Source organism: Streptomyces sp. NPDC091649 (assembly GCF_044756785.1).
Taxonomy (GTDB): domain Bacteria; phylum Actinomycetota; class Actinomycetes; order Streptomycetales; family Streptomycetaceae; genus Streptomyces.
This window is the reverse complement of record NZ_JBIVTR010000025.1, coordinates 69666-89237: the sequence shown is the minus strand read 5'-3', so window position 1 is coordinate 89237 and position 19572 is coordinate 69666. Positions and strand designations below refer to the sequence as shown.

Annotated in this window: 18 protein-coding genes; 8 read left to right on the top strand and 10 right to left on the bottom strand. The window is 73.2% G+C overall.

The features are described from left to right. The first annotated feature begins 91 nt into the window (after positions 1–91). Complete coding sequence (locus tag ACIQMU_RS29790; protein WP_352243769.1) at positions 92–592, top strand: DinB family protein; 501 nt, start codon at positions 92–94, stop codon at positions 590–592. A 45-nt stretch (positions 593–637) separates the two neighbouring features. On the opposite strand, the gene ACIQMU_RS29785 is transcribed toward ACIQMU_RS29790, so the two are convergent. From ACIQMU_RS29785 to ACIQMU_RS29775, 3 genes are all read right to left on the bottom strand, one after another. Then, positions 638–2074: a citrate:proton symporter gene (locus ACIQMU_RS29785; protein ID WP_352243768.1), complete on the bottom strand. Its 1437-nt coding sequence runs from the start codon at positions 2072–2074 to the stop codon at positions 638–640. 134 nt (positions 2075–2208) lie between these two features. Continuing rightward, entirely contained in the window at positions 2209–4392 is a 2184-nt protein-coding gene (locus tag ACIQMU_RS29780) for a molybdopterin-dependent oxidoreductase (protein WP_402690091.1), read from the bottom strand. A 156-nt stretch (positions 4393–4548) separates the two neighbouring features. Beyond that, positions 4549–5169 (bottom strand): TetR family transcriptional regulator, encoded by a 621-nt coding sequence (locus ACIQMU_RS29775; protein ID WP_402690090.1) that lies wholly within the window; start codon positions 5167–5169, stop codon positions 4549–4551. A 193-nt stretch (positions 5170–5362) separates the two neighbouring features. Between ACIQMU_RS29775 and hmgA the strand changes: the two genes are divergently transcribed. From hmgA to ACIQMU_RS29755, 4 genes are all read left to right on the top strand, one after another. Further along, positions 5363–6682, top strand: a complete 1320-nt coding sequence (gene hmgA / locus ACIQMU_RS29770) for a homogentisate 1,2-dioxygenase (protein WP_402690089.1) — start codon at positions 5363–5365, stop codon at positions 6680–6682. Positions 6683–6718: 36 nt separating this feature from the next. After that, a complete protein-coding gene (locus ACIQMU_RS29765) occupies positions 6719–7576 on the top strand; it encodes a GntR family transcriptional regulator (protein WP_352243764.1) in 858 nt (285 codons plus the stop codon). Positions 7577–7656: 80 nt separating this feature from the next. Continuing rightward, positions 7657–8949 (top strand): type ISP restriction/modification enzyme, encoded by a 1293-nt coding sequence (locus ACIQMU_RS29760; protein WP_352243763.1) that lies wholly within the window; start codon positions 7657–7659, stop codon positions 8947–8949. 58 nt (positions 8950–9007) lie between these two features. Continuing rightward, positions 9008–10204, top strand: a complete 1197-nt coding sequence (locus tag ACIQMU_RS29755; protein WP_352243762.1) for a CaiB/BaiF CoA-transferase family protein — start codon at positions 9008–9010, stop codon at positions 10202–10204. A 49-nt stretch (positions 10205–10253) separates the two neighbouring features. Here ACIQMU_RS29755 and ACIQMU_RS29750 read toward each other — a convergent pair whose 3' ends face one another. Together ACIQMU_RS29750 and ACIQMU_RS29745 are read right to left on the bottom strand one after the other, a co-directional pair. Beyond that, a complete protein-coding gene (locus ACIQMU_RS29750) occupies positions 10254–10517 on the bottom strand; it encodes a hypothetical protein (protein WP_003970092.1) in 264 nt (87 codons plus the stop codon). Between the two features lie 234 nt (positions 10518–10751). After that, positions 10752–11555, bottom strand: coding sequence for an SGNH/GDSL hydrolase family protein (locus ACIQMU_RS29745; RefSeq protein ID WP_402690088.1), 804 nt, complete (start codon positions 11553–11555; stop codon positions 10752–10754). 221 nt (positions 11556–11776) lie between these two features. Between ACIQMU_RS29745 and ACIQMU_RS29740 the strand changes: the two genes are divergently transcribed. Beyond that, the gene (locus ACIQMU_RS29740) at positions 11777–12871 is read left to right on the top strand and encodes a DUF5925 domain-containing protein (protein WP_352243760.1); all 1095 of its coding nucleotides are present in this window, start codon (positions 11777–11779) and stop codon (positions 12869–12871) included. 69 nt (positions 12872–12940) lie between these two features. On the opposite strand, the gene ACIQMU_RS29735 is transcribed toward ACIQMU_RS29740, so the two are convergent. Beyond that, positions 12941–13315 carry a GntR family transcriptional regulator gene (locus ACIQMU_RS29735; protein ID WP_352243759.1) on the bottom strand — a complete coding sequence of 125 codons (375 nt, stop codon included), beginning with the start codon at positions 13313–13315 and terminating at the stop codon, positions 12941–12943. 70 nt (positions 13316–13385) lie between these two features. On the opposite strand from ACIQMU_RS29735, the gene ACIQMU_RS29730 reads away from it, so the two are divergent. After that, positions 13386–14306: a GNAT family N-acetyltransferase gene (locus tag ACIQMU_RS29730; RefSeq protein WP_352243758.1), complete on the top strand. Its 921-nt coding sequence runs from the start codon at positions 13386–13388 to the stop codon at positions 14304–14306. Next, positions 14287–14799 (top strand): DUF402 domain-containing protein, encoded by a 513-nt coding sequence (locus tag ACIQMU_RS29725; protein WP_352243757.1) that lies wholly within the window; start codon positions 14287–14289, stop codon positions 14797–14799. Before ACIQMU_RS29730 ends, ACIQMU_RS29725 begins: the two co-directional genes overlap by 20 nt. A gap of 40 nt (positions 14800–14839) precedes the next feature. Here the strand turns inward: ACIQMU_RS29725 and ACIQMU_RS29720 are convergent, their stop codons facing one another. The 4 genes from ACIQMU_RS29720 to ACIQMU_RS29705 are packed head-to-tail and all read right to left on the bottom strand — an operon-like array spanning position 14840 to position 19474. Then, positions 14840–16333, bottom strand: coding sequence for a trifunctional class I SAM-dependent methyltransferase/NUDIX hydrolase/VOC family protein (locus tag ACIQMU_RS29720; RefSeq protein ID WP_352243756.1), 1494 nt, complete (start codon positions 16331–16333; stop codon positions 14840–14842). Positions 16334–16346: 13 nt separating this feature from the next. Continuing rightward, positions 16347–17876: a tripartite tricarboxylate transporter permease gene (locus ACIQMU_RS29715; protein WP_352243754.1), complete on the bottom strand. Its 1530-nt coding sequence runs from the start codon at positions 17874–17876 to the stop codon at positions 16347–16349. A gap of 3 nt (positions 17877–17879) precedes the next feature. After that, entirely contained in the window at positions 17880–18494 is a 615-nt protein-coding gene (locus tag ACIQMU_RS29710; protein WP_402690087.1) for a tripartite tricarboxylate transporter TctB family protein, read from the bottom strand. Next, positions 18491–19474 (bottom strand): tripartite tricarboxylate transporter substrate-binding protein, encoded by a 984-nt coding sequence (locus ACIQMU_RS29705; protein WP_352243752.1) that lies wholly within the window; start codon positions 19472–19474, stop codon positions 18491–18493. Before ACIQMU_RS29705 ends, ACIQMU_RS29710 begins: the two co-directional genes overlap by 4 nt. Positions 19475–19572 lie beyond the last annotated feature (98 nt).

Sequence of the window (19572 nt, the reverse complement as noted above, 5' to 3'; positions counted from 1 at the left end):
CCGGACGGCCACTCCTTGGGAGCCACAAATGGCAAGACACCATCAGCCACATCCGGCCCTCCCGGGCCGCCTAACACCTTACGGAGCCACCATGACCGTCGCACCCCGCCCCCGACGCCGCCGGGACACCCCGCCGCCCCGGACCGGGGGCAGCGAGACCGAGGTACTGCGCGGCTTCCTCGACTACCTGCGCGACTCCGTCGCCGCGAAGGTCGAGGGGGCCCCGGAACCGGAGGTCCGCACCGCCGGGGCGCCCTCGGGCACGAATCTGCTCGGCCTGCTCAACCATCTGACGTCCGTCGAACGGTCCCTGTTCCTCGGGGAGCGGGTCGCCGACTGGCCGGCGACCTTCCACGCCGCCCCCGCGGACGGCGTGGCCGAGGTCGTCGCCCGCTACCGGGAGGCGGTCGCGGAGGCCAATGACGTACTCGACACGTGCACCGGTCCCGGCGCGCCGGTGCCCCGCCGGCGGCCGGAGGACCCCGCTCCCAGCACCCGGTGGGCCCTCACGCACATGATCGAGGAGACCGGCCGCCACGCCGGTCACGCGGACATCCTCCGCGAGCTGATCGACGGCTCGACGGGGCGCTGAGCCGGGCCGGGCCCCGCCCGGGGCCGGCCCGTGGTCCGGGTGTCCTCACATGATGCCGAAGACGATGCCCGCCCCGAGCACCACGAGCGAGGTGAGCACGGCCCACTTGACGGTGAAGCGGGTGTGGTCGCCGAACTCGACCTTCGCCATGCCGACGAGGACGTACACGGCGGGCACGAGCGGGGAGGACATGTGCAGGGCCTGGCCGGCCAGGGAGGCACGCGCGATCTCCAGCGGCGACACCCCGTGGGCCGCGCCGGCCTCGGCGAGGACGGGCAGGACGCCGAAGTAGAAGCCGTCGTTGGACATGAAGTAGGTGAGCGGCAGGCTGAGCAGGCCGGTGACGATGGCCATGTGCGGGCCCATCGCGTCGGGGACCGCGCCGACGACCCAGTCGGCCATGTTCTCGACCATGCCGGTGCCGGTGAGGACTCCGGTGAAGACGGCGGCGGCGAAGACCATGCCGGAGACGTTGAGGACGTTGTCGGCGTGCGCGGCGATGCGGGCCCGCTGGTCGGGCATGTGGGGGAAGTTGACGGTGAGCGCGAGGGCCGCCCCGAGCAGGAAGAGCACCGGGATCGGCATCAGTGCCATGATCATCGCGGTCAGGAGGGCGGCGGTGAGTCCGGCGTTGAACCAGTAGAGCTTCGGGCGCAGGGTGGACCGGTTCGGGTCGAGGCCCTGGAACGCGTCGTCGTCCCCGTCCGCGTCCTCGGGGCCGGTGTCGGCGTCGGTCTCCGTACCACCCGCCGAGCCGGAGGCGGCCTTGCGGAGGCTGTCCTCGCCGCCGGCGCCGCCCGCCCCGGCGCCGCCCGCCCCGGCGGCCACGGTCTCCGGCTCCCGCGCGAGCGCCTCGTCGAGCGTGAGCGTCCCCAGGCGCTTGCGCTCCCGGAGACCGAGGACGTACGCCAGCACGAACACGGCGAGCAGCCCCATGGCCAGCGCCGGGATCATCGGCACGAAGATCTCGGAGGCGTCCAGCTCGAGGGCGGTGGCGGCACGGGCGGTGGGGCCGCCCCAGGGGAGGGTGTTCATGACGCCGTTGGCGGTGGCCGCGACGCCGGTCATGACGACCAGGCTCATCTTGAGGCGCTTGTAGAGGGGATACATCGCCGAGACGGTGATCATGAAGGTGGTGGAGCCGTCGCCGTCGAGCGAGACGATCGCGGCGAGCACCGCCGTACCGACGACGATGCGCATCGGGTCGGCCCGGCAGAACCTCAGGATGCCCCGGACGACCGGGTCGAACAGGCCGACGTCGATCATCACGCCGAAGTAGACGATGGCGAACATCAGCATGGCGGCGGTGGGCGCGAGGTTGCCGACGCCTTCGATGACGTAGTCGCCGAGCCGCGCTCCCTGTCCGACGGCGACACAGAACAGTGCGGGGATCAGTACCAGCGCCGCGATCGGCGACATCTTCTTCGTCATGATCAGGACCAGGAAGGTCGCGATCATGGCGAAGCCGAGGATTGTCAGCATGGGGATACCTAACGTTCATCCTTGAACTCCCACCGGTCTCGGCGGTCCGGATGACGTTAGGGGCGCTCTCGCGGCGTTAACAAGATGTCGACGTGTGAGCAATACGAGCAAAACCCCAGGTCAACACGGTGATGTCAAAGAGCGGGGGTCACGGAGACCGCGATGGCGTTCAGGACGGCGGTGCCGGACAGCGGATCCAGGAGCGTGCCGTCGAGCAGTTGGTTCACGTTCGCCCCCGGGTGGGCGGCGGCGACCGCCATGCGGGTGCCGGGACGGCTGTGGCCCCACCCGTGCGGCAGGCTCACCACCCCGCTGCGCACGGTGTCGGTGATCTCGGCGGGGGCCTCGATCCCGCCGCCCGACGCCTCGATCCGGGCGGTGGCCCCGTCCACGAGTCCGAGGCGGGCCGCGTCGTCGGGGTGGATCTGGAGGGTGCAGACGTTGGACCCGCCGGCGAGCGAGCCGACGTTGTGCATCCAGCTGTTGTTGGAGCGCAGATGGCGGCGGCCGACGAGGACGAGCGGGGCGGGCCGGCCGCCGAGCGCCCGGCGCAGGCGCGGCAGGTCGGCGGCGATCGGCTCCGGGAGCAGTTCGATGCGGCCGGAGCGGGTGCGCAGGACCTCGGGGACGCGGGGCTTCAGCGGGCCGAGGTCGATGCCGTGCGGGTGGGCGAGGAGCTGCTCCAGCGTCAGCCCGTACGGGCCGAGGCGCAGCATCAGGTCCAGGCGCCGTTCGGGCCCGTCCGCGCCGGTCAGTCCGGCGGCCAGCTCCTTCGGGGCCGCGGCCCGGGTGAGCGCGGCGTCGATGGCCAGGTCGTCCACGGCGGAGGGCGGCGCGCCGTGCATGCCGCTCACCGCGAGGACGAGGCGGGCATGGATCTCGCTCTCGTCCATCCGCCCGTCCTCCAGGGGAACGGCGGCAGGGGTGTAGCGGACCTGGTTGTGCACGGCGAAGGAGTTGAACGCGAAGTCGAAGTGGGCGCTCTGCGAGGGCGGCGGCGGGGGCAGGACGACATCGGCGTGCCGGGAGGTCTCGTTGAGGTACGGGTCGACGCTGACCATGAAGTCGAGCCCGTCGGCGAGGGCCGCGTCCAGCCGGTCGCCGTCGGGCGCGGAGAGCACGGGGTTGGCCGCGATGACCACCAGGGCGCGGATGCGGCCCTCGCCCGGGGTGTCGATCTCCTCGGCGAGGGCGGCCATCGGCAGCTCGCCCTTGGCCTCGGGATGTCCGGATACCCGGCTCGACCAGCGGCCCAGCGCGAAGCCTTTGCCCGGGCCGGCGGCGCGGGGGGCGCGCGCGGTGGCGGAGAGCGGGAACAGCGCGCCGCCGGGACGGTCGAGGTTGCCGGTGAGGATGTTGAGGACGTCCACCAGCCAGCTGGCGAGGGTGCCGTGCTCGACGGTGCAGCTGCCGATGCGCCCGTAGACGGCCGCGGTGGGGGCGGCGGCGAGTTCGCGGGCGATGGCGGTGATGGTTTCGGCGTCCACGTCGCAGGCGGCGGCGACGGCCTCCGGGGTGAAGTCCACCAGGGCGGTGGCGAGTTCGTCGAGGCCCTCCAGGTGTTCCGCGAGCGGACCGGGGTCGGCGAGCTTCTCCGCCAGGAGGGTGCGCGCGAGCGCGGCCAGCAGGAGTGCGTCCGCGCCAGGCCGGATCGCGACGTGCCGGTCGGCGAGGCGGGCGGTGCGGGTGCGGCGCGGGTCGATGACGGTGAGGGTGCCGCCGCGACTGCGCAGGGCCTTGAGCCGGCCCGGGAAGTCGGGGGCGGTGCAGAGACTGCCGTTGGACTCCAGCGGGTTGGCGCCGATCAGCAGGAGGTGGTCGGTGCGGTCGAGGTCCGGTACGGGGATGGCGTGCGCGTCCCCGAAGAGCAGGCCGCTGGAGACGTGCTTGGGCATCTGGTCCAGCGTGCTCGCGGTGAACACGTTGCGGGTGCGCAGAGCGGCGAGCAGCAGGGGCGGGTAGAGGGAGCCCGCCATGGTGTGCACGTTGGGGTTGCCGAGGACCACACCGACGGCGCTCGGCCCGTGGGCCTTCAGCAGGTCCGGCATCCGGGCGGCGATCAGATCGAACGCCTCGCTCCAGGCGGCCTCGCGCAGCTCCCCGTCCTCACCGCGCACCAGGGGGACGCGCAGCCGGTCGGGGTCGGCGTCGAGCCCTCCGAAGGAAGCTCCCTTGGGGCAGATGAAGCCCCGGCTGAAGATGTCGTCGCGGTCTCCGCGCGCACCGGTGACGGTGGTCCCCTCGATGGTGAGGGTGAGGCCGCAGGTGGCCTCGCAGAGGGGGCAGATACGCGGTGCGGTGCGGGAGTCGTGGGACATGGGCCCTCCCCGGGGCGGCTGCGGCGGCGGCGCGCGGACATGGGCCGGGCTGGCACCCGGCCGGGTTGAGCATACCGACCGGTACGCACGCTGGGGAGGTGTTGCGCCGAGGAGAAGCGGAAGCGGGCGAACGGAGCCCCCGGCCAGGGGCTCCGTTCAGTCGAGCGTCTGGGCGAGGTAGGAGCGGACCAGGGTCCGGGTCTCGGCGATGATGGCCGCGTCCCCCGACGCTTCGGTGCGGAAGGCGAGTTGGAGCAGCGCGTCGGCGGCCTCGACGCTCACCAGGATCACCCGGGACAGCCCCTCGTCGGCCCGGCGGCCGAGGTGGCCGGAGAGCAGTGCGGCCAGCCGGTCCGCCAGACGCCGGTTGGCGTCGTCGGCCGCGCCCTCGACGGGAAGCGGCGGCCCGAAGTCGACGAGCGCGAAGCCGGGGACGCTCCGCTTCATCGCCAGGTACTCGTCCAGCACCGCGTCGATGGCGGCACGCCAGTCCGCGGCTGGCAGGGCCGCGAGCCGGTCGGCGATGCGGTCGGCGTAGGTGTTCAGATTGCGCAGCGCGAGGGCGTCCACGAGCGCGCGCTTGTTGGGGAAGAACCGGTAGACGGAGCCGATCGGCACTTCGGCACGCTCGGCGACGGCCCGGGTGGTGAGCTGCTCGTAGCCGGTTTCGTCGAGGAGACCGGCGCAGGAGTCGAGTATCCGGGCCAGGCGGTCGGCGCTTCGCTGCTGCACGGGGGCGCGACGGAGATGCGGGTTGAGGTGGATCACGGGCCCCATGATGCCGTGCCCCTCGGCCCGGTGAACGGCAGCGCCCCCGGCCCGCCGGCCTCCCGGGGGCTCTCCTCTCCCCGGACACGCCGCGAATGGCGCGATGTATGCCGTTGACGTGCCCCGCTCCTATTCCTACGGTAGTGCATAGGATTCGCCGTCCGGCGGATCAGAGGATTCTCTTGGGCACCGGGAGTGCGGGATGAGCGCGATCGACCAGGCGAGGAAGACGGCCGACGGGCTGACGTATTCCTCCGGCTTCGGCAACGAGCACAGCTCGGAGGCGGTTCCCGGGGCGCTGCCGCACGGCCGCAACTCCCCCCAGCGCGCCCCGCTCGGGCTGTACGCGGAGCAGCTGAGCGGCTCCGCCTTCACCGAGCCGCGCGCGGACAACCGCCGCTCCTGGCTCTACCGGATCCGCCCCTCGGCAGCCCACCCGGCGTTCACCCGCACCGACAACGGCACTCTGCGCTCGGCGCCCTTCACCGAGACCGTGCCGGACCCGAACCGGCTGCGCTGGAACCCGCTCCCCGACCCCGCGCCCGGCACGGACTTCCTGAGCGGCCTGTGGACCCTCGGCGGCAACGGCGACGCCGCGCAGCGCGCCGGGATGGCGATCCACCTCTACCACGCCGACTCCTCCATGACGGACCGCGTGTTCAGCGACTCCGACGGTGAGCTGTTGATCGTCCCGGAGAGCGGCGGACTGCTGCTGCGCACCGAACTGGGCCTGCTCCGCGCCGAACCGGGCCATGTCGCGCTGATCCCGCGCGGGATCCGCTTCCGGGTGGAGCTGCTGGAGGAGACGGCGCGCGGATACGTCTGCGAGAACTACGGCCGCCCCTTCGCGCTGCCGGACCTCGGCCCGATCGGCGCCAACGGCCTGGCGAACGCCCGGGACTTCCTCGCGCCCGTCGCCGCGTACGAGGGCCACGAGGGCCCGGTCGAGGTGGTCAACAAGTTCTGCGGGAACCTCTGGTCGGCGACCTACGACCACTCGCCGCTCGACGTGGTGGCCTGGCACGGCAACCACACGCCGTACGTCTACGACCTGCGCCGGTTCAACGTGATCGGCACGATCAGCTACGACCACCCCGACCCGTCGATCTTCACCGTGCTGACCTCGCCGTCCGAGACCCCGGGGCTGGCCGGGGTGGACTTCGTCGTCTTCGCACCGCGCTGGCTGGTCGGTGAGGACACCTTCCGCCCGCCGTACTTCCACCGCAACGTGATGAGCGAGTACATGGGCCTGATCGAGGGGGCGTACGACGCGAAGGCGGACGGCTTCGTCCCCGGCGGCGGCTCCCTGCACAACATGATGTCCGCGCACGGACCGGACCGGGAGACCTTCGACCGGGCGAGCGCGGCGGAGCTGAAGCCCCAGAAGATCGACGACGGCCTGGCCTTCATGTTCGAGACCCGCTGGCCGGTCACGGCGACCGCCCAGGCGGCTGCCGCCGACCACCTGCAGCGCGGCTACGACGACGTGTGGCAGGGTCTGAGCCGCAACTTCCGGCCGTAGACGGCGGAAGGCCGGAGGGGACGGGGACGGGACGACGTGACAGAGAGCCGCGGAAAGGCCGGGGCGGACGCCCGGGGGGACACCACCGGGAACACCCCGGCCGGGTCCGGTGCGGACGCCCGGGCGGAGCCGGCGCCGCAGCATCCGCCCGCCTTCGCCCCCGACTCCCTCGTCCTGAACCGGAAGCTGCCGCTCTGGTACCAGGTCTCCCAGTCCCTGCGCGCCTCCGTGCTGGGCCGCCCGCAGGACGCCTCCGCCCGGCTGCCCACCGAGGAGCAGCTCGCCGCGCACTACGGAGTCAGCGTGCTCACGATGCGGCAGGCGCTGAAGGAGCTGGAGGCGGAGGGGCTGATCAGCCGGCACCGGCGGCGCGGCACGTTCATCGAGCCGCGCGCCCGGCGGGTCTCCCCGGTCCGGCTGCTGGGCTCGGTCGACGCGATCGTGGCCCAGCAGTCCGGGGAGGCCACGACCGTTCTCGGCCACGGTCCGACAGCGGTGCCCGGCGATCTCGCCGAGTTCTTCCCGGACTGCGCCGAGGTGACCTGCTACCGGCGGCTGCGCCGCGACGGCGAGAGCGACGAGCCCACCAACTGGGCGGAGAACGCGGTGCGCCCCGACGTCGCCGCCCGGATCGACGTGGCCGACCTGGAACGCTGGCCGATGACCAAGGTCCTGCGCGACGTCGTCGGGGTGAGGATCTCCCGGATCACCGACACGGTGGAGGCCCGGCTCGCCGACCCCGTCACCGCCGAACTGCTCCAGGTCCCGCTGCTCAGCCCGATCCTGCACTACACCGGCGTGACGTACGACGAGGAGGGGCGCGTGGTGGACGTGGCCCGGATCCGCTACCGGGGCGACCGGTTCTCCTTCTCCGTGACGGTGGAGGCCCACTGACGGCCCGCCCCGCGGGGACGCCGCCCGCCGATACGATGCGAAGGGGTCACGGCGGTCGGCGGACAGGGGAGGACGGCTCGGTGGCAGCGCGCGGAACGGCGGCGACGGCCGGGGACGACGGGGCCGCGGAGTCCTCGCCGCGGGACGTCTCCTTCTCGTTGGACGAGCTGATGCCCTGGTCCGTACGGCCGCTCCGAACCGGCCGCGCCTGGGTGAGCGGACCCGACCCCGCGGCGCTCCGGGCCCGCTGGGAACGGCTGGCCGGGGCCGGCCCAGCCGAGCAGGAGCGGCTGTTCGCGTCCACCCGCTCCCGTACGCCGCGCTCCTCGGTCGCCGCCCTGCCGGGCCGGTCCGCCGGAACGGGACGCTTCGCCCGGACTCCGGGTCCCTGCCCCGACCCCGTACGCATCCTGCACGGCCCCTACGACGAGCAGTGGCTGCTCCCCGACCACCGGCTGATCGACGCGGCCCGTCCGGAGCTGTGGCGGGTGGCCGACGGGCGGCAGCTCTTCGCGGTCGAACACGGCTCCACTCCCGAGGACCCCGGCCCCGCCCTGTCCGTGACCGCGCTGCTGCCGGACGGGCACTCCCCCGCCGGGCGGCCCGGCCGGATCCGGCCGCTCTACCGCAGGCCCGGCGGCACGGAACCCAACCTGGCGCCGGGACTCCCGCGCCTGCTGCGCGAGCGGCTCGGCGGGGCCGAGCCGGACGCGTTCACCCCGGAGGCGGTGCTGGCCTGGGTGCTGGCCGCCGCCCGGCCCTCCGCCACCGGGCCCCGGGTCGCGTTGCCGGCCGACGCGGAGGTGTGGTCCTCGGGGGTGGCGCTCGGCCGTGAGCTGCTGCGCATCCAGTCGCGCGGGGCCCGGGGCGGGGAGCGCCCCCGGCTGCCGGGCGGACGCAGGCCCTATGTGCGGGCCGCTCTGCCGGCCCGCCCCGCAGAGCTGGTCCACGACGCCGCGAGCGAAGCGCTGCTCGTCGACGATGGCCGGATCTCGCCGGTGTCCGCGGCGGCCTGGGGGTTCACGGTGGGCGGCGTGCGGATGCTGGAGCTCTGGTTCGGGCGCCGGGCCGCCGCTGCGGCGGGCCGCGCCCCGGACGGTACGGTCCCGGACGGTCTGGAGGCGGTCGGCGCGCGCGGCTGGCCCCGGGAGTGGACCTCGGAGCTGTTGGAGCTCATCACCGTACTGGCGTTGCTGGACGGCACGGCGGGGTCCCGGGACGAACTGTGCGCCCGGCTGGAGGCGGGGCCGCTGATCGAGCCCGCCGAGCTGCGGGCGGCGGGGGTGCTGCCGGTCCCGCCCTCGGCACGGCGCCCCGCGTCGGTGCTCGGGTTCCAGGAGGAGGGCCCGGAGGGGCAGTTCGCACTGCTGTAGCGGGCGTGGAAGGGCCCGGAGGTGGCGGAGGGGGGCGGTCAGCGGGTATGCACAGGTCATGAACACATCCCCTCTTCCCCTGGACGGCGTCACCGTCGTGGCCGTCGAGCAGGCGGTCGCCGCCCCCTTCGCCACCCGGCAGCTCGCCGACCTCGGAGCCAGGGTCATCAAGGTGGAGCGCCCGGACGGCGGCGACTTCGCGCGCGGCTACGACACGGCGGCGCGCGGACTCGCCTCGCACTTCGTCTGGTGCAACCGCGGCAAGGAGTCCCTCGCCGTCGATCTCAAGGATCCGCGCGGTCTCGCGGTCGTCCGTGAACTCGTGGCCGGCGCGGATGTGTTCGTACAGAACCTGGCCCAGGGGGCGGCTGCCCGGCTCGGGCTCGACGCCGCCTCGCTCTGCGCGGCGCACCCACGGCTGGTGGCGGTCGACATCTCCGGTTACGGGGCGGCCGGGCCGTACGCGCACAAGCGGGCGTACGACATGCTCGTGCAGTGCGAGGCCGGGCTGGTCTCGGTGACGGGGACGGCGGAGCAGCCGGTGAAGGCGGGCATTCCGGCGGCCGACATCGCTGCGGCGATGTACGCGTTCTCCGGGGTGCTCGCGGCCCTGCTGCGGCGGGCGACCACCGGGCGGGGCGGACCGGTCGAGGTCTCCATGCTGGACGCCCTGGCCGAGTGGATGGGTCATCCACTGCACCAGGGGACGCACGGCTCGGCCGCCCCGGCGCGGACCGGTCTCGCGCACTCGGTGATCGCCCCCTATGACGCCTTCTCCACGGCCGACGGCGAGCAGGTGCTGCTGTCCGTGCAGAACGACCGGGAGTGGCGGCGGCTGACGGAACAGGTGCTGGGACGGCCCGAGTTGGCCGACGATCCCGATTTCGCGACGAACGCGGCACGCACCGCGAACCGGGAGCGCACCGATGAGGCGGTGGGCCGCGCGCTGGCGGGTCTGACGGGGGCGGAGGCGCTGGCCGGGCTGGAGGCGGCGGGCATCGCCTGCGCCCGGCTGAACACGGTGGCTGATGTGGCGGCGCATCCGCAGCTCGCGGCACGGGACCGGTGGCGGGAAGTGGAGTCACCGGTGGGGCCGTTGCGGGCGCTGCTCCCGCCGATCACCCTGCCGGGGAGCGAGGAGGCTCGGATGGGTGCCGTACCGGCGCTGGGCGAACACACTGATGCGCTGCTGCGAGCCCTGGGGATGACGGACGGGCAGACATCGGTGCTGCGCCGGGACGGAGTGATCGCCTGAGCCGCCCCGAGCGGTGGGCCGGTCCAGACGTGCGGTGCCGGGCCGTGGGTCAGCGGCGGCTGCCGAAGAGTGAGCGCCGCAGTCGCCGCAGCGGCGCGAAGAGCGACACGCGTGCGCTCCTGCTCCGGCGGGTGTGCGCGGCATCACGCGAGGTCAGCTCACGCATCAGCAGGGTCGCTTCCGCCGACTCGCGCTGCGGGACGACAGGGCCGCCGAGCACCGCGAGATGGCGGTCGAGGCGCGTACTGGTCGCACCGCTCCCGCATGTGATGGCAGGCACACGCGGCCTGCTTCGCACCGTTATCTGTTCCATGTCACTCCCCACCCGTACGAGGGCACCCGGTCCGGGCAGGTTAACCCTATCGTCCCGCGGTGACACCCGTGCATCCCGGCCACGCGATGGCGCACACGCATACGGAGGTTGACGCGCCGTCACTGAATCCGCGCGATTCCCGGGCGACTACGGACAGTTCGGCTTGAATCACTCGGTTCGGGAGGAGCCCCGGCCGGAGAGCCGAGCCTCCGGCCGGAGAGAGCGGGTCTCCGGTCAGAGAGCGGCGTTGAGGACGGGGAGGTAGCCGCCCGACTGTCCGGCGGCGGTCGGGTGGTAGGACTCACCGATGTTGAGCCAGTTCACGCTGTGCAGCCAGGCGTTCCCCGAGCAGATCTCGTGCCCGGCGAAGGTCGTCCTGACGTCGCCGAAGGTGAAGCCGTGGTCCGCCGCCCGCTTGGCGGTGGCCGTGTTGAGGTGGTCGGACGCCCCGTTGATGGCGGAGCGCTCCTTCTCGCTCAGACCGGCGAAGCAGCCGCCGCCGAGCTGGTAGAAGCGGGGGTAGCCGAGGACGACGACCTGTGCGGAGGGGGCCTTGGAGCGGATGGCCGTGTACACGGAGTCGAGCCGGCCGGGGAGGGTGGAGTCGACGAAGGCGCGGGCGGTGGCGATCCGGTCGAGACAGGTGGCCTCGGACTGAAGGACACAGGTCGTCATGACGTCGGCGAAGCCCGCGTCGTTGCCGCCGATGGAGATCGAGACCAGATCGGTCGAGGAGTTCAGCCGGCCGAGCTGACCGCTCGTGACGTCTGCGGTCCGGGCGCCGGAACAGGCGGCGAAGTGGAACGAGGAGGGGGAGTTGGCGGCCGCCCAGAGGGCGGGGTGGGCACGGCTGCTGCGCTTGCAGCTGGAGCCGTCGTAGCTGCCGGCCCCGACGCCGGAGGAGTAGGAGTCGCCGAGGGCGACGTAATCGACGGCCGCGGCGGACGAGTCGGCGTTCGCGACCCCGGCACCGGTGAGGGCGAGGGCGGCGCCGAGCAGGAGAGAGGACGAGAACGCCACGAGTCTGGACATTTTCATGGGACCTCCTTGAGCAGGGGATGACTGCCTACTCCGTAGTAGCAGCACTCACACCCCACCGGAAGTGTTCATGCCAAAAATAGGGACGGCGTGCTCCCGCCCGCCCCCGGGAGTTCAACGCGCGCTCCTTGACGCGCCGCTGTCGCCCCGTCGGTTCCCCGGCCCCGCGAGCCTGTGAAACCCGGGTGCACGGGGTGCCTCCGTGCCGGATCATGGGCGCCATGCCCGACTCCCCCGAATCCGCTCTGCCGATCCGGCTCACCGTCGACGACAGCGATTCACCGTCCGACGTCGTCGACGCGCTCTTCCTCGGCCGCTTCGCGACGGGCGAGCAGCCGTACTCGCACAGTTCCTCCCTCGACCGGGTCAAGGCCGGGGCGACACTGCTCCCGCCGGACGCCACGGTGCTGCGGACCGCCCGGGACGACGACCGCAGCGCGACGCTCGCCGAGGGCGAGGGCTGGACCCTGCTGGCCTCCCGGTGGAACCGGGGCGCGGACGTCACCGTCACCGCGACCAGCGCCGAACTCGCGGAGGAGGTCCTCGGCCTGGCCACGGACGGGGCCCAGGACGAGCCGGAACCCCAGCCCGACAACGTGACCATGGGCTTCTGGTACGTCTCCCCGCGCCGCGGCCCGTACCGCACCACCCGCCGGATCACCGCCGGAAGCTGGGACGAGGTCCGCCCCAACTACACCGCCCCGGTGGCCGAGGCCATGGGCCGGCTGATGAAGGTGACCCCGGACGACATCGCGGGCCGGCTGCTCCTGCTGCACGGCCCGCCCGGCACCGGCAAGACGTCCGCGCTGCGCACCCTGGCGCGCTCCTGGCGCGACTGGTGCCAGGTCGACTGCGTCCTGGACCCCGAGCGGCTCTTCAACGACGTCGGCTATCTGATGGACATCGCGATCGGCGAGGACGACGGCACGGCCAAGGGCCGGTGGCGGCTGCTGCTCCTGGAGGACTGCGACGAGCTGATCCGCGGCGAGGCCAAGCACACGGCGGGCCAGGCCCTCTCCCGCCTGCTGAACCTGACGGACGGTCTGCTGGGCCAGGGCCGCAACGTGCTGGTGGGGGTCACCACCAACGAGGACCTGGAGCGGCTGCACCCGGCGGTCGTGCGGCCGGGCCGCTGTCTGGCCAGGATCGAGGTGGGCCCGCTGACCCGTCAGGAGTCGGCGGCCTGGCTCGGCACGGAGGAAGGGGTGGGCCGGGAGGGCAACTCCCTCGCCGAGCTGTACGCCCTGCGCCGGGGCATCGGCCCCGCCTCGGTGCCGCAGCAGGGCGCGGGGGCCGACGCCGGGCTGTACCTGTAGCCGCTCCCCGGCCACGGGGGCCGCGTCCCCGTGGGCGGCGCGCACCCTGCCGCCCCGGCCCGCACGTGATCAGTCCCGGTAGGCGGCGCGCACCGCGTCCTCGGCCAGCGCCAGGGCCTGCTGCCGGGTGAGACCGAGCCGCTCGGCGGTCATGGCGTAGAGCTGGGCGGCGGCCGCGGCCCGCTGCTCCGCCGCTCCCCCCGCGGCCGCGACGAAGGTTCCGTTGCGGCCCCTCGTCTCGATCACCCCGTCCGCCTCCAGGGCCCGGTATGCCTTCGCGACGGTGTTGGCGGCGAGGCCCAGCTCCTCGGCGAAGCCGCGTACGGTCGGGAGCCGGTGGCCGACCGGCAGCGCGCCGGAGCGGGCCAGCTCGGAGAGCCGGGTGCGCAGTTGCTCGTACGGAGCGATGCCGGAGTCGGGGTCGAGGACGATCTTCTCAGTCACAGGCCGATTCTCCCCCACCGGCGGAAAAAGGGGAGGCGTCCCGGGCGCGGCTGCGCATACGGTCCACCACATGACTGTGATCGTGCGCGACTTCCGGCCGTCCGACGCGGAGGCGTGGACCCGTGCCCGCCGGGCCTCGGTCCCCTGGATGGTGGCCACCCCCGAACAGGTCGTCCACGACCTGGCCCACGCCCATCCGGACCGGCACTACCGGCTGCTGGTCGCCGAGGAGGACGGCGAGATCATCGCCACGGCGCAGGCGGGCATCGCCCACGAGAGTCCGGAGCCGGGGCAGGGGTACTTCACGCCGCAGACGCTGCCCGGCCGCGGCCGACGCGGCGCGGGCTCGCTGCTGCTGCGCACGGCGGAGGAGCACCTGGCCGAGGCCGGGGCCACGGTCGTGTACGCGTGGGTGCTGGACGACCCGGAGAGCCTGGAGTTCGCCCGTAGGCGGGGCTACCGGCCCAGCCGCTCCGCGCACTTCCAGCACCTCGATCTCGCGGGCGGGGCCCTGCCGCCGCGTCAGGAGCTCCCGGCGGGCGTCGAGCTGCGGCCCGGGTCCGACTTCGCGGACGATCCCCGGCCGCTGTTCGAGGCGGACGCCGAGGTGACGGCGGACGAGCCGGGCGACATCACCTCCGAGCTGGGCGATTACGAGGACTGGCTGACGACCGTCTGGCGGCACCCGGCCTTCGACCAGGGGCTCACCTCGGTGGCGCTGGTGGACGGGAGGGTGGCGGCGTTCAGCGCGGCCACCACCGACGGGCTTCGGACGTATCTGAGCGCCATGACCGGCACTCTGCGGGACTTCCGGGGGCGGGGCCTGGCGAAGCTGGTGAAGAACGACTCGCTGCACCGGGCGCGGGCCGCCGGATACACGGACGCCTACACCTCCAACGACACCGGCAACGGCCCGATGCTGGCCGTCAATCAGTGGTTCGGCTACACGATCCGCGCGACGGAGGTCCGCCATGTCCGCACGCTCCCCTGAGCCCCGCCCGGGCCGTACGAAGGGCCTGGTCGTCGCCCTGAGCAAGGCGGGTCGCACCAAGATCAAGTATCCGGCGGAGCTGGTCCGGGACGACGGCGTCCGCATCACCGTCCGGGCCCCGTGGGCCGCTCCCGGCGTGCGGGACTTCGGCTTCGTCCGGTTCGAGCCCGGGGACGTCCTCACCGAGCACTACTGGAGGGACCGGTGGTTCGCGGTGAAGGAGGTCCGCACCGGCGACGGCACGCTCAAGGGCTGGTACTGCGACATCACCCGGCCCGCCGTGCTCGCGGACGGGGTGCTGGCGGTCGAGGACCTGGACCTGGACCTGTGGGTGTCGGCCGACGCCGCGACGGTCCTGCGGCTGGACGAGGACGAGTTCGAGGAGAGCGGCCTGGCCGGGCACGATCCGGCGGCTGCCCGGGCGGCGGTGGCGGCTCTGGACGAGCTGGAACGCCTGGCCCGGACCGAGGGTCTGGCCGGCCTGCTCGGCTGACCGTCCCGTCAGGCCCCGGGGCGCTCGCACGCCGGGCGGCTCAGGGCCGGGGCCGGGAGTCGGCGACGAGCTCCACCTCGTGCCCCGCCGGGTCCTCCAGGTAGGCGGCGTGGTGCCCCTCGCCGCCCGCGTACGGGTGGCGGTCGGGGAACAGCAACCGCCAGCCGTACGCCGGGGCCTCGGCCGTCAACGCGTCGAGGACGGCCCGGTCCGCGACGTGGAACGCCAGGTGGTTGAGCCCGGGGCGGCGGCGGTCGTGACCGCCGCCGATCAGGTCGGGCGACTGTTCGAGCACGACGTAGGTGTCGCCGCGCCGCCAGCTCCGGCCGTGGGACCAGTGCTGGTACGGGACATGGCCGAGCCGGCCCAGCAGCCAGCCCCAACCGCGCTCCGCCTCCGCCAGGTCCGCCACCCACAGCTCGATGTGGTGCACTCGCCCGGTGGTCTCCTCCGCGGCGGGCAGCGGGACGGCCCGGCGGGCGCCGCCCGGCACATACGCGATCGGCTCCCCGTCCCGATGCCAGTGGATCATGAAGTGCTCGCCCGCCCGGTACCCGTCCAGGCCCGCACGGCAGTACGCGACCATGTCGTCGGGCAGTGCGGCCAGCGGGAACCAGGCCAGCTCGGAGCACTTCTCCGGCTCCGCGTTGCGCGGCGGACGGGCCGGGTCGTAGTCCGCGACGAAGAACCAGCCCATGCGCGCCGCGCCGCCGGGGCCCCGGTGCTGCATCACGAGGGCCACCCGCAGCTCCTCGGGCTCCAGGTCGAGGCCGATCTCCTCGGCGGCCTCCCGGATCATCGCCTCGCGGACGTCCTCGCCGTCCTCCGCGTGGCCGGAGGGCATGTGGAGGAGTCCGTCCGCGTATCCGGTGTTGGAGCGGCGGGCCAGCAGGACGTCCGGGCCGCGGCGCAGGACCAGGTGGACGTCGACGACCTCGCTGTGCCGGTGCGAGGGCATGGCGCGGGCGACCAGCGCGTAGCGCTCGTCGTCGACCTCCTTGCCCCACAGCCGGGTGTCGGGGGCCAGGTCCTCGTGGTGGACGCGTTCGGTGTGCGCGGAGAGCAGGGCGGTGAGCGCGGTGGCGGACAGGCCGGCGCCGCCCCACACCCCCTCGATCAGGACGAGCCGCCCGCCCGGCTTCAGCAGGCCGAACCAGTGCGCCAGGGCCGCCGCCTGGTCGGGCAGCAGCCAGACGACGTGCCGGGCCACGACGACGTCGAACGCCCGCTCGCCGACCGGGGGCCGGGCGGCGTCCCCGACGAGGACCTCCGCACCGGTCCCGGCGAGCTTGGCACGGGCCCGTTCGGCCATCCGGGGCGAGCGGTCGACGGCGGTGACGCGGTGGCCCTGGCCCACGGCGAGCAGGGAGAGGCTGCCGGTGCCGCACCCCAGATCCAGCACATCGCCGCGGGTGGCGGGCAGCCAGCTCTCCAGCCGCCCGGCCCAGGCGTCGCGCACCGCGGGGTCGAGGAGCCCGTGGTCGGGCTCCTCGTCGAAGGATCCGGCAGCCGCGTCCCAGTCGATCGTGGTCATGGAGCCGATGCTCTCAGCCGCCACTGACAGTGCGGGACTCCTCTGCCGTTTTCCGGCCACCGCGCGGTCGCCGGACCAGCCGGCCGATCAGCGGCCAGGCCACGATCAGCACCACGATGGCGTAGACGGTGACGGAGAACGGGGTGTTGACCAGGCCGGACACGCTCCCGTCACTGATCTGGAGCGCGCGGCGCAGCTGCTGTTCGGCGGCCGGGCCGAGGATCACCCCGATGACGGCGGGCAGCACCGGCAGCCCGTAGCGCCGCATCCCGAACCCGATCAGCCCGATGACCAGGAGGATCACCAGGTCGAGGGACTCGCCGCCGACCGCGTACGCGCCGACGGCGGCGAAGAAGAGGATGCCCGCGTACAGATAGGGGCGCGGGATTCGCAGGAGCTTCGCCCAGAGGGGGGCGAGCGGCAGGTTGAGAGCGAGCAGCAGCACCATGCCGACGAAGAGGGAGGCGATGAGGCCCCAGACCAGCTCCGGTTCGCGTTCGAACAGCAGGGGGCCGGGCTGGATTCCGTACTGCTGGAAGGCGGCCAGCATCACGGCCGCGACGGCGGTGGTGGGCAGCCCGAGGGTGAGCATCGAGACGAGGGTCCCGGCGGCCGAGGCGGAGGCGGCGGCCTCCGGACCGGCGACCCCCTCGATGGCCCCCTTGCCGAACTGGTCGCGGTGCTTGGAGAGCCGCTTCTCGGTGACGTAGCTGAGGAAGGTGGGGATCTCCGCGCCGCCCGCCGGGATCGCCCCGAAGGGGAAGCCGATGACGGGGCCGCGCAGCCAGGGCTTCCAGGTGCGCCTCAGGTCGTCCCGGCCGAGCCAGGGCCGGCCGACGGGGATGGGCCGCACGGCGGAACGGCGCAGGTGGGCGGCGACCCAGAGGGCCTCGCCGATCGCGAAGAGCCCGACCGCGACGATGACCACGTCGACGCCGTCGGCCAGTTGGAGCGAGCCGAAGGTCAGGCGCTGCTGGCCGGTCATTTGGTCGAGGCCGACCAGTCCGATGGTGAGGCCGATGAGCAGCGAGGCGATGCCGCGGATGCGGGACGCGCCGAGGACGGAGGTCACGGCGATGAAGGCCAGCACCATGATGGCGAAGTAGTCGGGGGCGCCGATGCCGATGGCGAGGGATGCGACGGTCGGGGCGAGGACGACCAGCAGGATCGTGCCGATCATGCCGCCCGCGAAGTGACCGATGGCCGCGGCGGCGAGGGCCTGGGCCCCGCGTCCGGCCTTCGCCATCGGGTTGCCCTCGATCGCGGCGACCACGGCGGCGCTCTCGCCGGGGGTGTTGAGGAGGATCGAGGTCGTGGAGCCGCCGAACATGGCCCCGTAGTAGATCCCGGCGAACATGATGAACGCGCCGGTCGGATCGAGCCCGTAGGTCACCGGGAGCAACAGCGCCACGGCCATCGCCGGGCCGATGCCGGGGAGCACGCCGATCGCGGTGCCGAGCAGGACGCCTATCGCGGCCCACAGCAGGTTCATCGGGGTGAGTGCGGTACCGAAGCCGTCGATGAGGGAGTTGAGGGAATCCATCGGTCAGAGCACCCCCATCAGCGGGCCGCCCGGAAGGGGGACACCGAGCAGGTTATCGAAGACGAAGTAGGTGGCGAGGGAGATCCCGGCAGCGATGAGCGGGTCACGGCCGTGGTGCCGGCTGCCGAGCGCGTAGGCGGAGCCCCAGAAGAGGAGCGCCCCGGCGATCGGGAAGCCGAGGGGGTCGATCAGGACGGCGGCGCCGAGGAAGACCCCGGCGAGCAGGAGGACGGTGCGCCAGTCGGCCGGTTCGCCGAGGTCGACGTCCTCGCCGCCCTCCGCCTCGCCGCGTCCGCCGCGCAGGACGTCGCGGGCGAGCAGGACCGCGATGAGCAGGAACAGACCGCCGATGACGAAGGGGACGGTCCGGGGGCCGACGGGACCGCGCTGGGCGATGTCGACGCTCATGGTGAAGGCGTCGGTGAGCACGAGCACACCGAGCGCGAACAGCAGTACGCAGACGCCGAGTTCGGAGTGCTCGCGCAGCCAGGAGAGGGCGCCGCTCCGCTCCTGCGCGGCGTCGGCCCGGCCCGTGGAGCCGGTGGAGCCCGCGGGTCCGGAGGGTGCGGATGCGGTGGGTTCAGTGGAGCCAGTGGGTCCGGTGGGTTCCGTGGTCACAACCCCAGCTCCTTGAGAACGGTGGCGACGCGCTGGTTCTGCTCGTCGAGGAAGTCGCCGAACGGTGCGCCGATCAGGAGGGCGTCGTCCCAGCCGTTCTTCTCCATCGACTCCTTCCACTGCTTCGAGCCGTGGAGTTCGCGGACCAGGCCGGTGAGCTTGTCGCGTTCGGTCTGCGAGAGGCCGGGTGGGGCGACGATGCCGCGCCAGTTGGTGAACTCCGTGTCGAGTCCGGCTTCGCGCAGGGTGGGGGCGTCGAGGCCGGGCACCCGCTTCGGGCCGGTCACGGCGAGCAGCCGCAGCTCGCCCGCCTCGATCTGGTCGCGGTACTCGCCGAGGCCGGACACCCCGAAGCCGACCTTGTCGCCGAGGATGGAGGCGAGGAGTTCGCCGCCGCCGTCGAACGGGATGTAGTTGACCGTCCTCGGGGCGATCCCGGCCGCCTGTGCCATGAGCATCGGGGCGAGGTGGTCCGGACCGCCGGGCGAGGAGCCGCCGCCGACCGGGACGCGGGCCGGGTCCTTCTTCCAGGCCGCGAGCAGGCCGGCGATGGAGCGGTACGGGGAGTCCTTGGCGACGACGACGATGTCCGGCTCCTCGGTGAGCCGGGCGATCGGGGTGGTGTCGGCCAGCGTGCTGGGGGACTTGTTGGTGTGGACGGCTCCGACCACGCCGAGTCCCATGGAGAGCGCGAGCTTGCCGTTGCCGTGCTCCCCCACGAGCCGGGTCAGGCCGACCGTGCCACCCGCGCCCGGCAGGTTGAACACCTCGATGTTGTGCGTGAGTCCGGCGTCCTCGGCGTTCTTGGCCAGGGTGCGTGCCGTGATGTCGTAGCCGCCGCCGGGACTGTTGGGAACCATGAAGCGGAGCCCGGGAATATGGGTGCCGGTGTCGGCGCCGTCACCGGTGGACAGCAGGGGTGGTCCCACCACCACCAGCAACGCGGCCCCGAACAGGGCGAGGAGAGTGCGCAGTCGCACAGGTTCCGCCTTTCGCTGTGAAGTGGGCCACATGTTGCCTGCGCGTGAACAAGCTGTCTCGCTTCCGGTATCAACGGTCGTTGTGGTCGTTGCGGTCG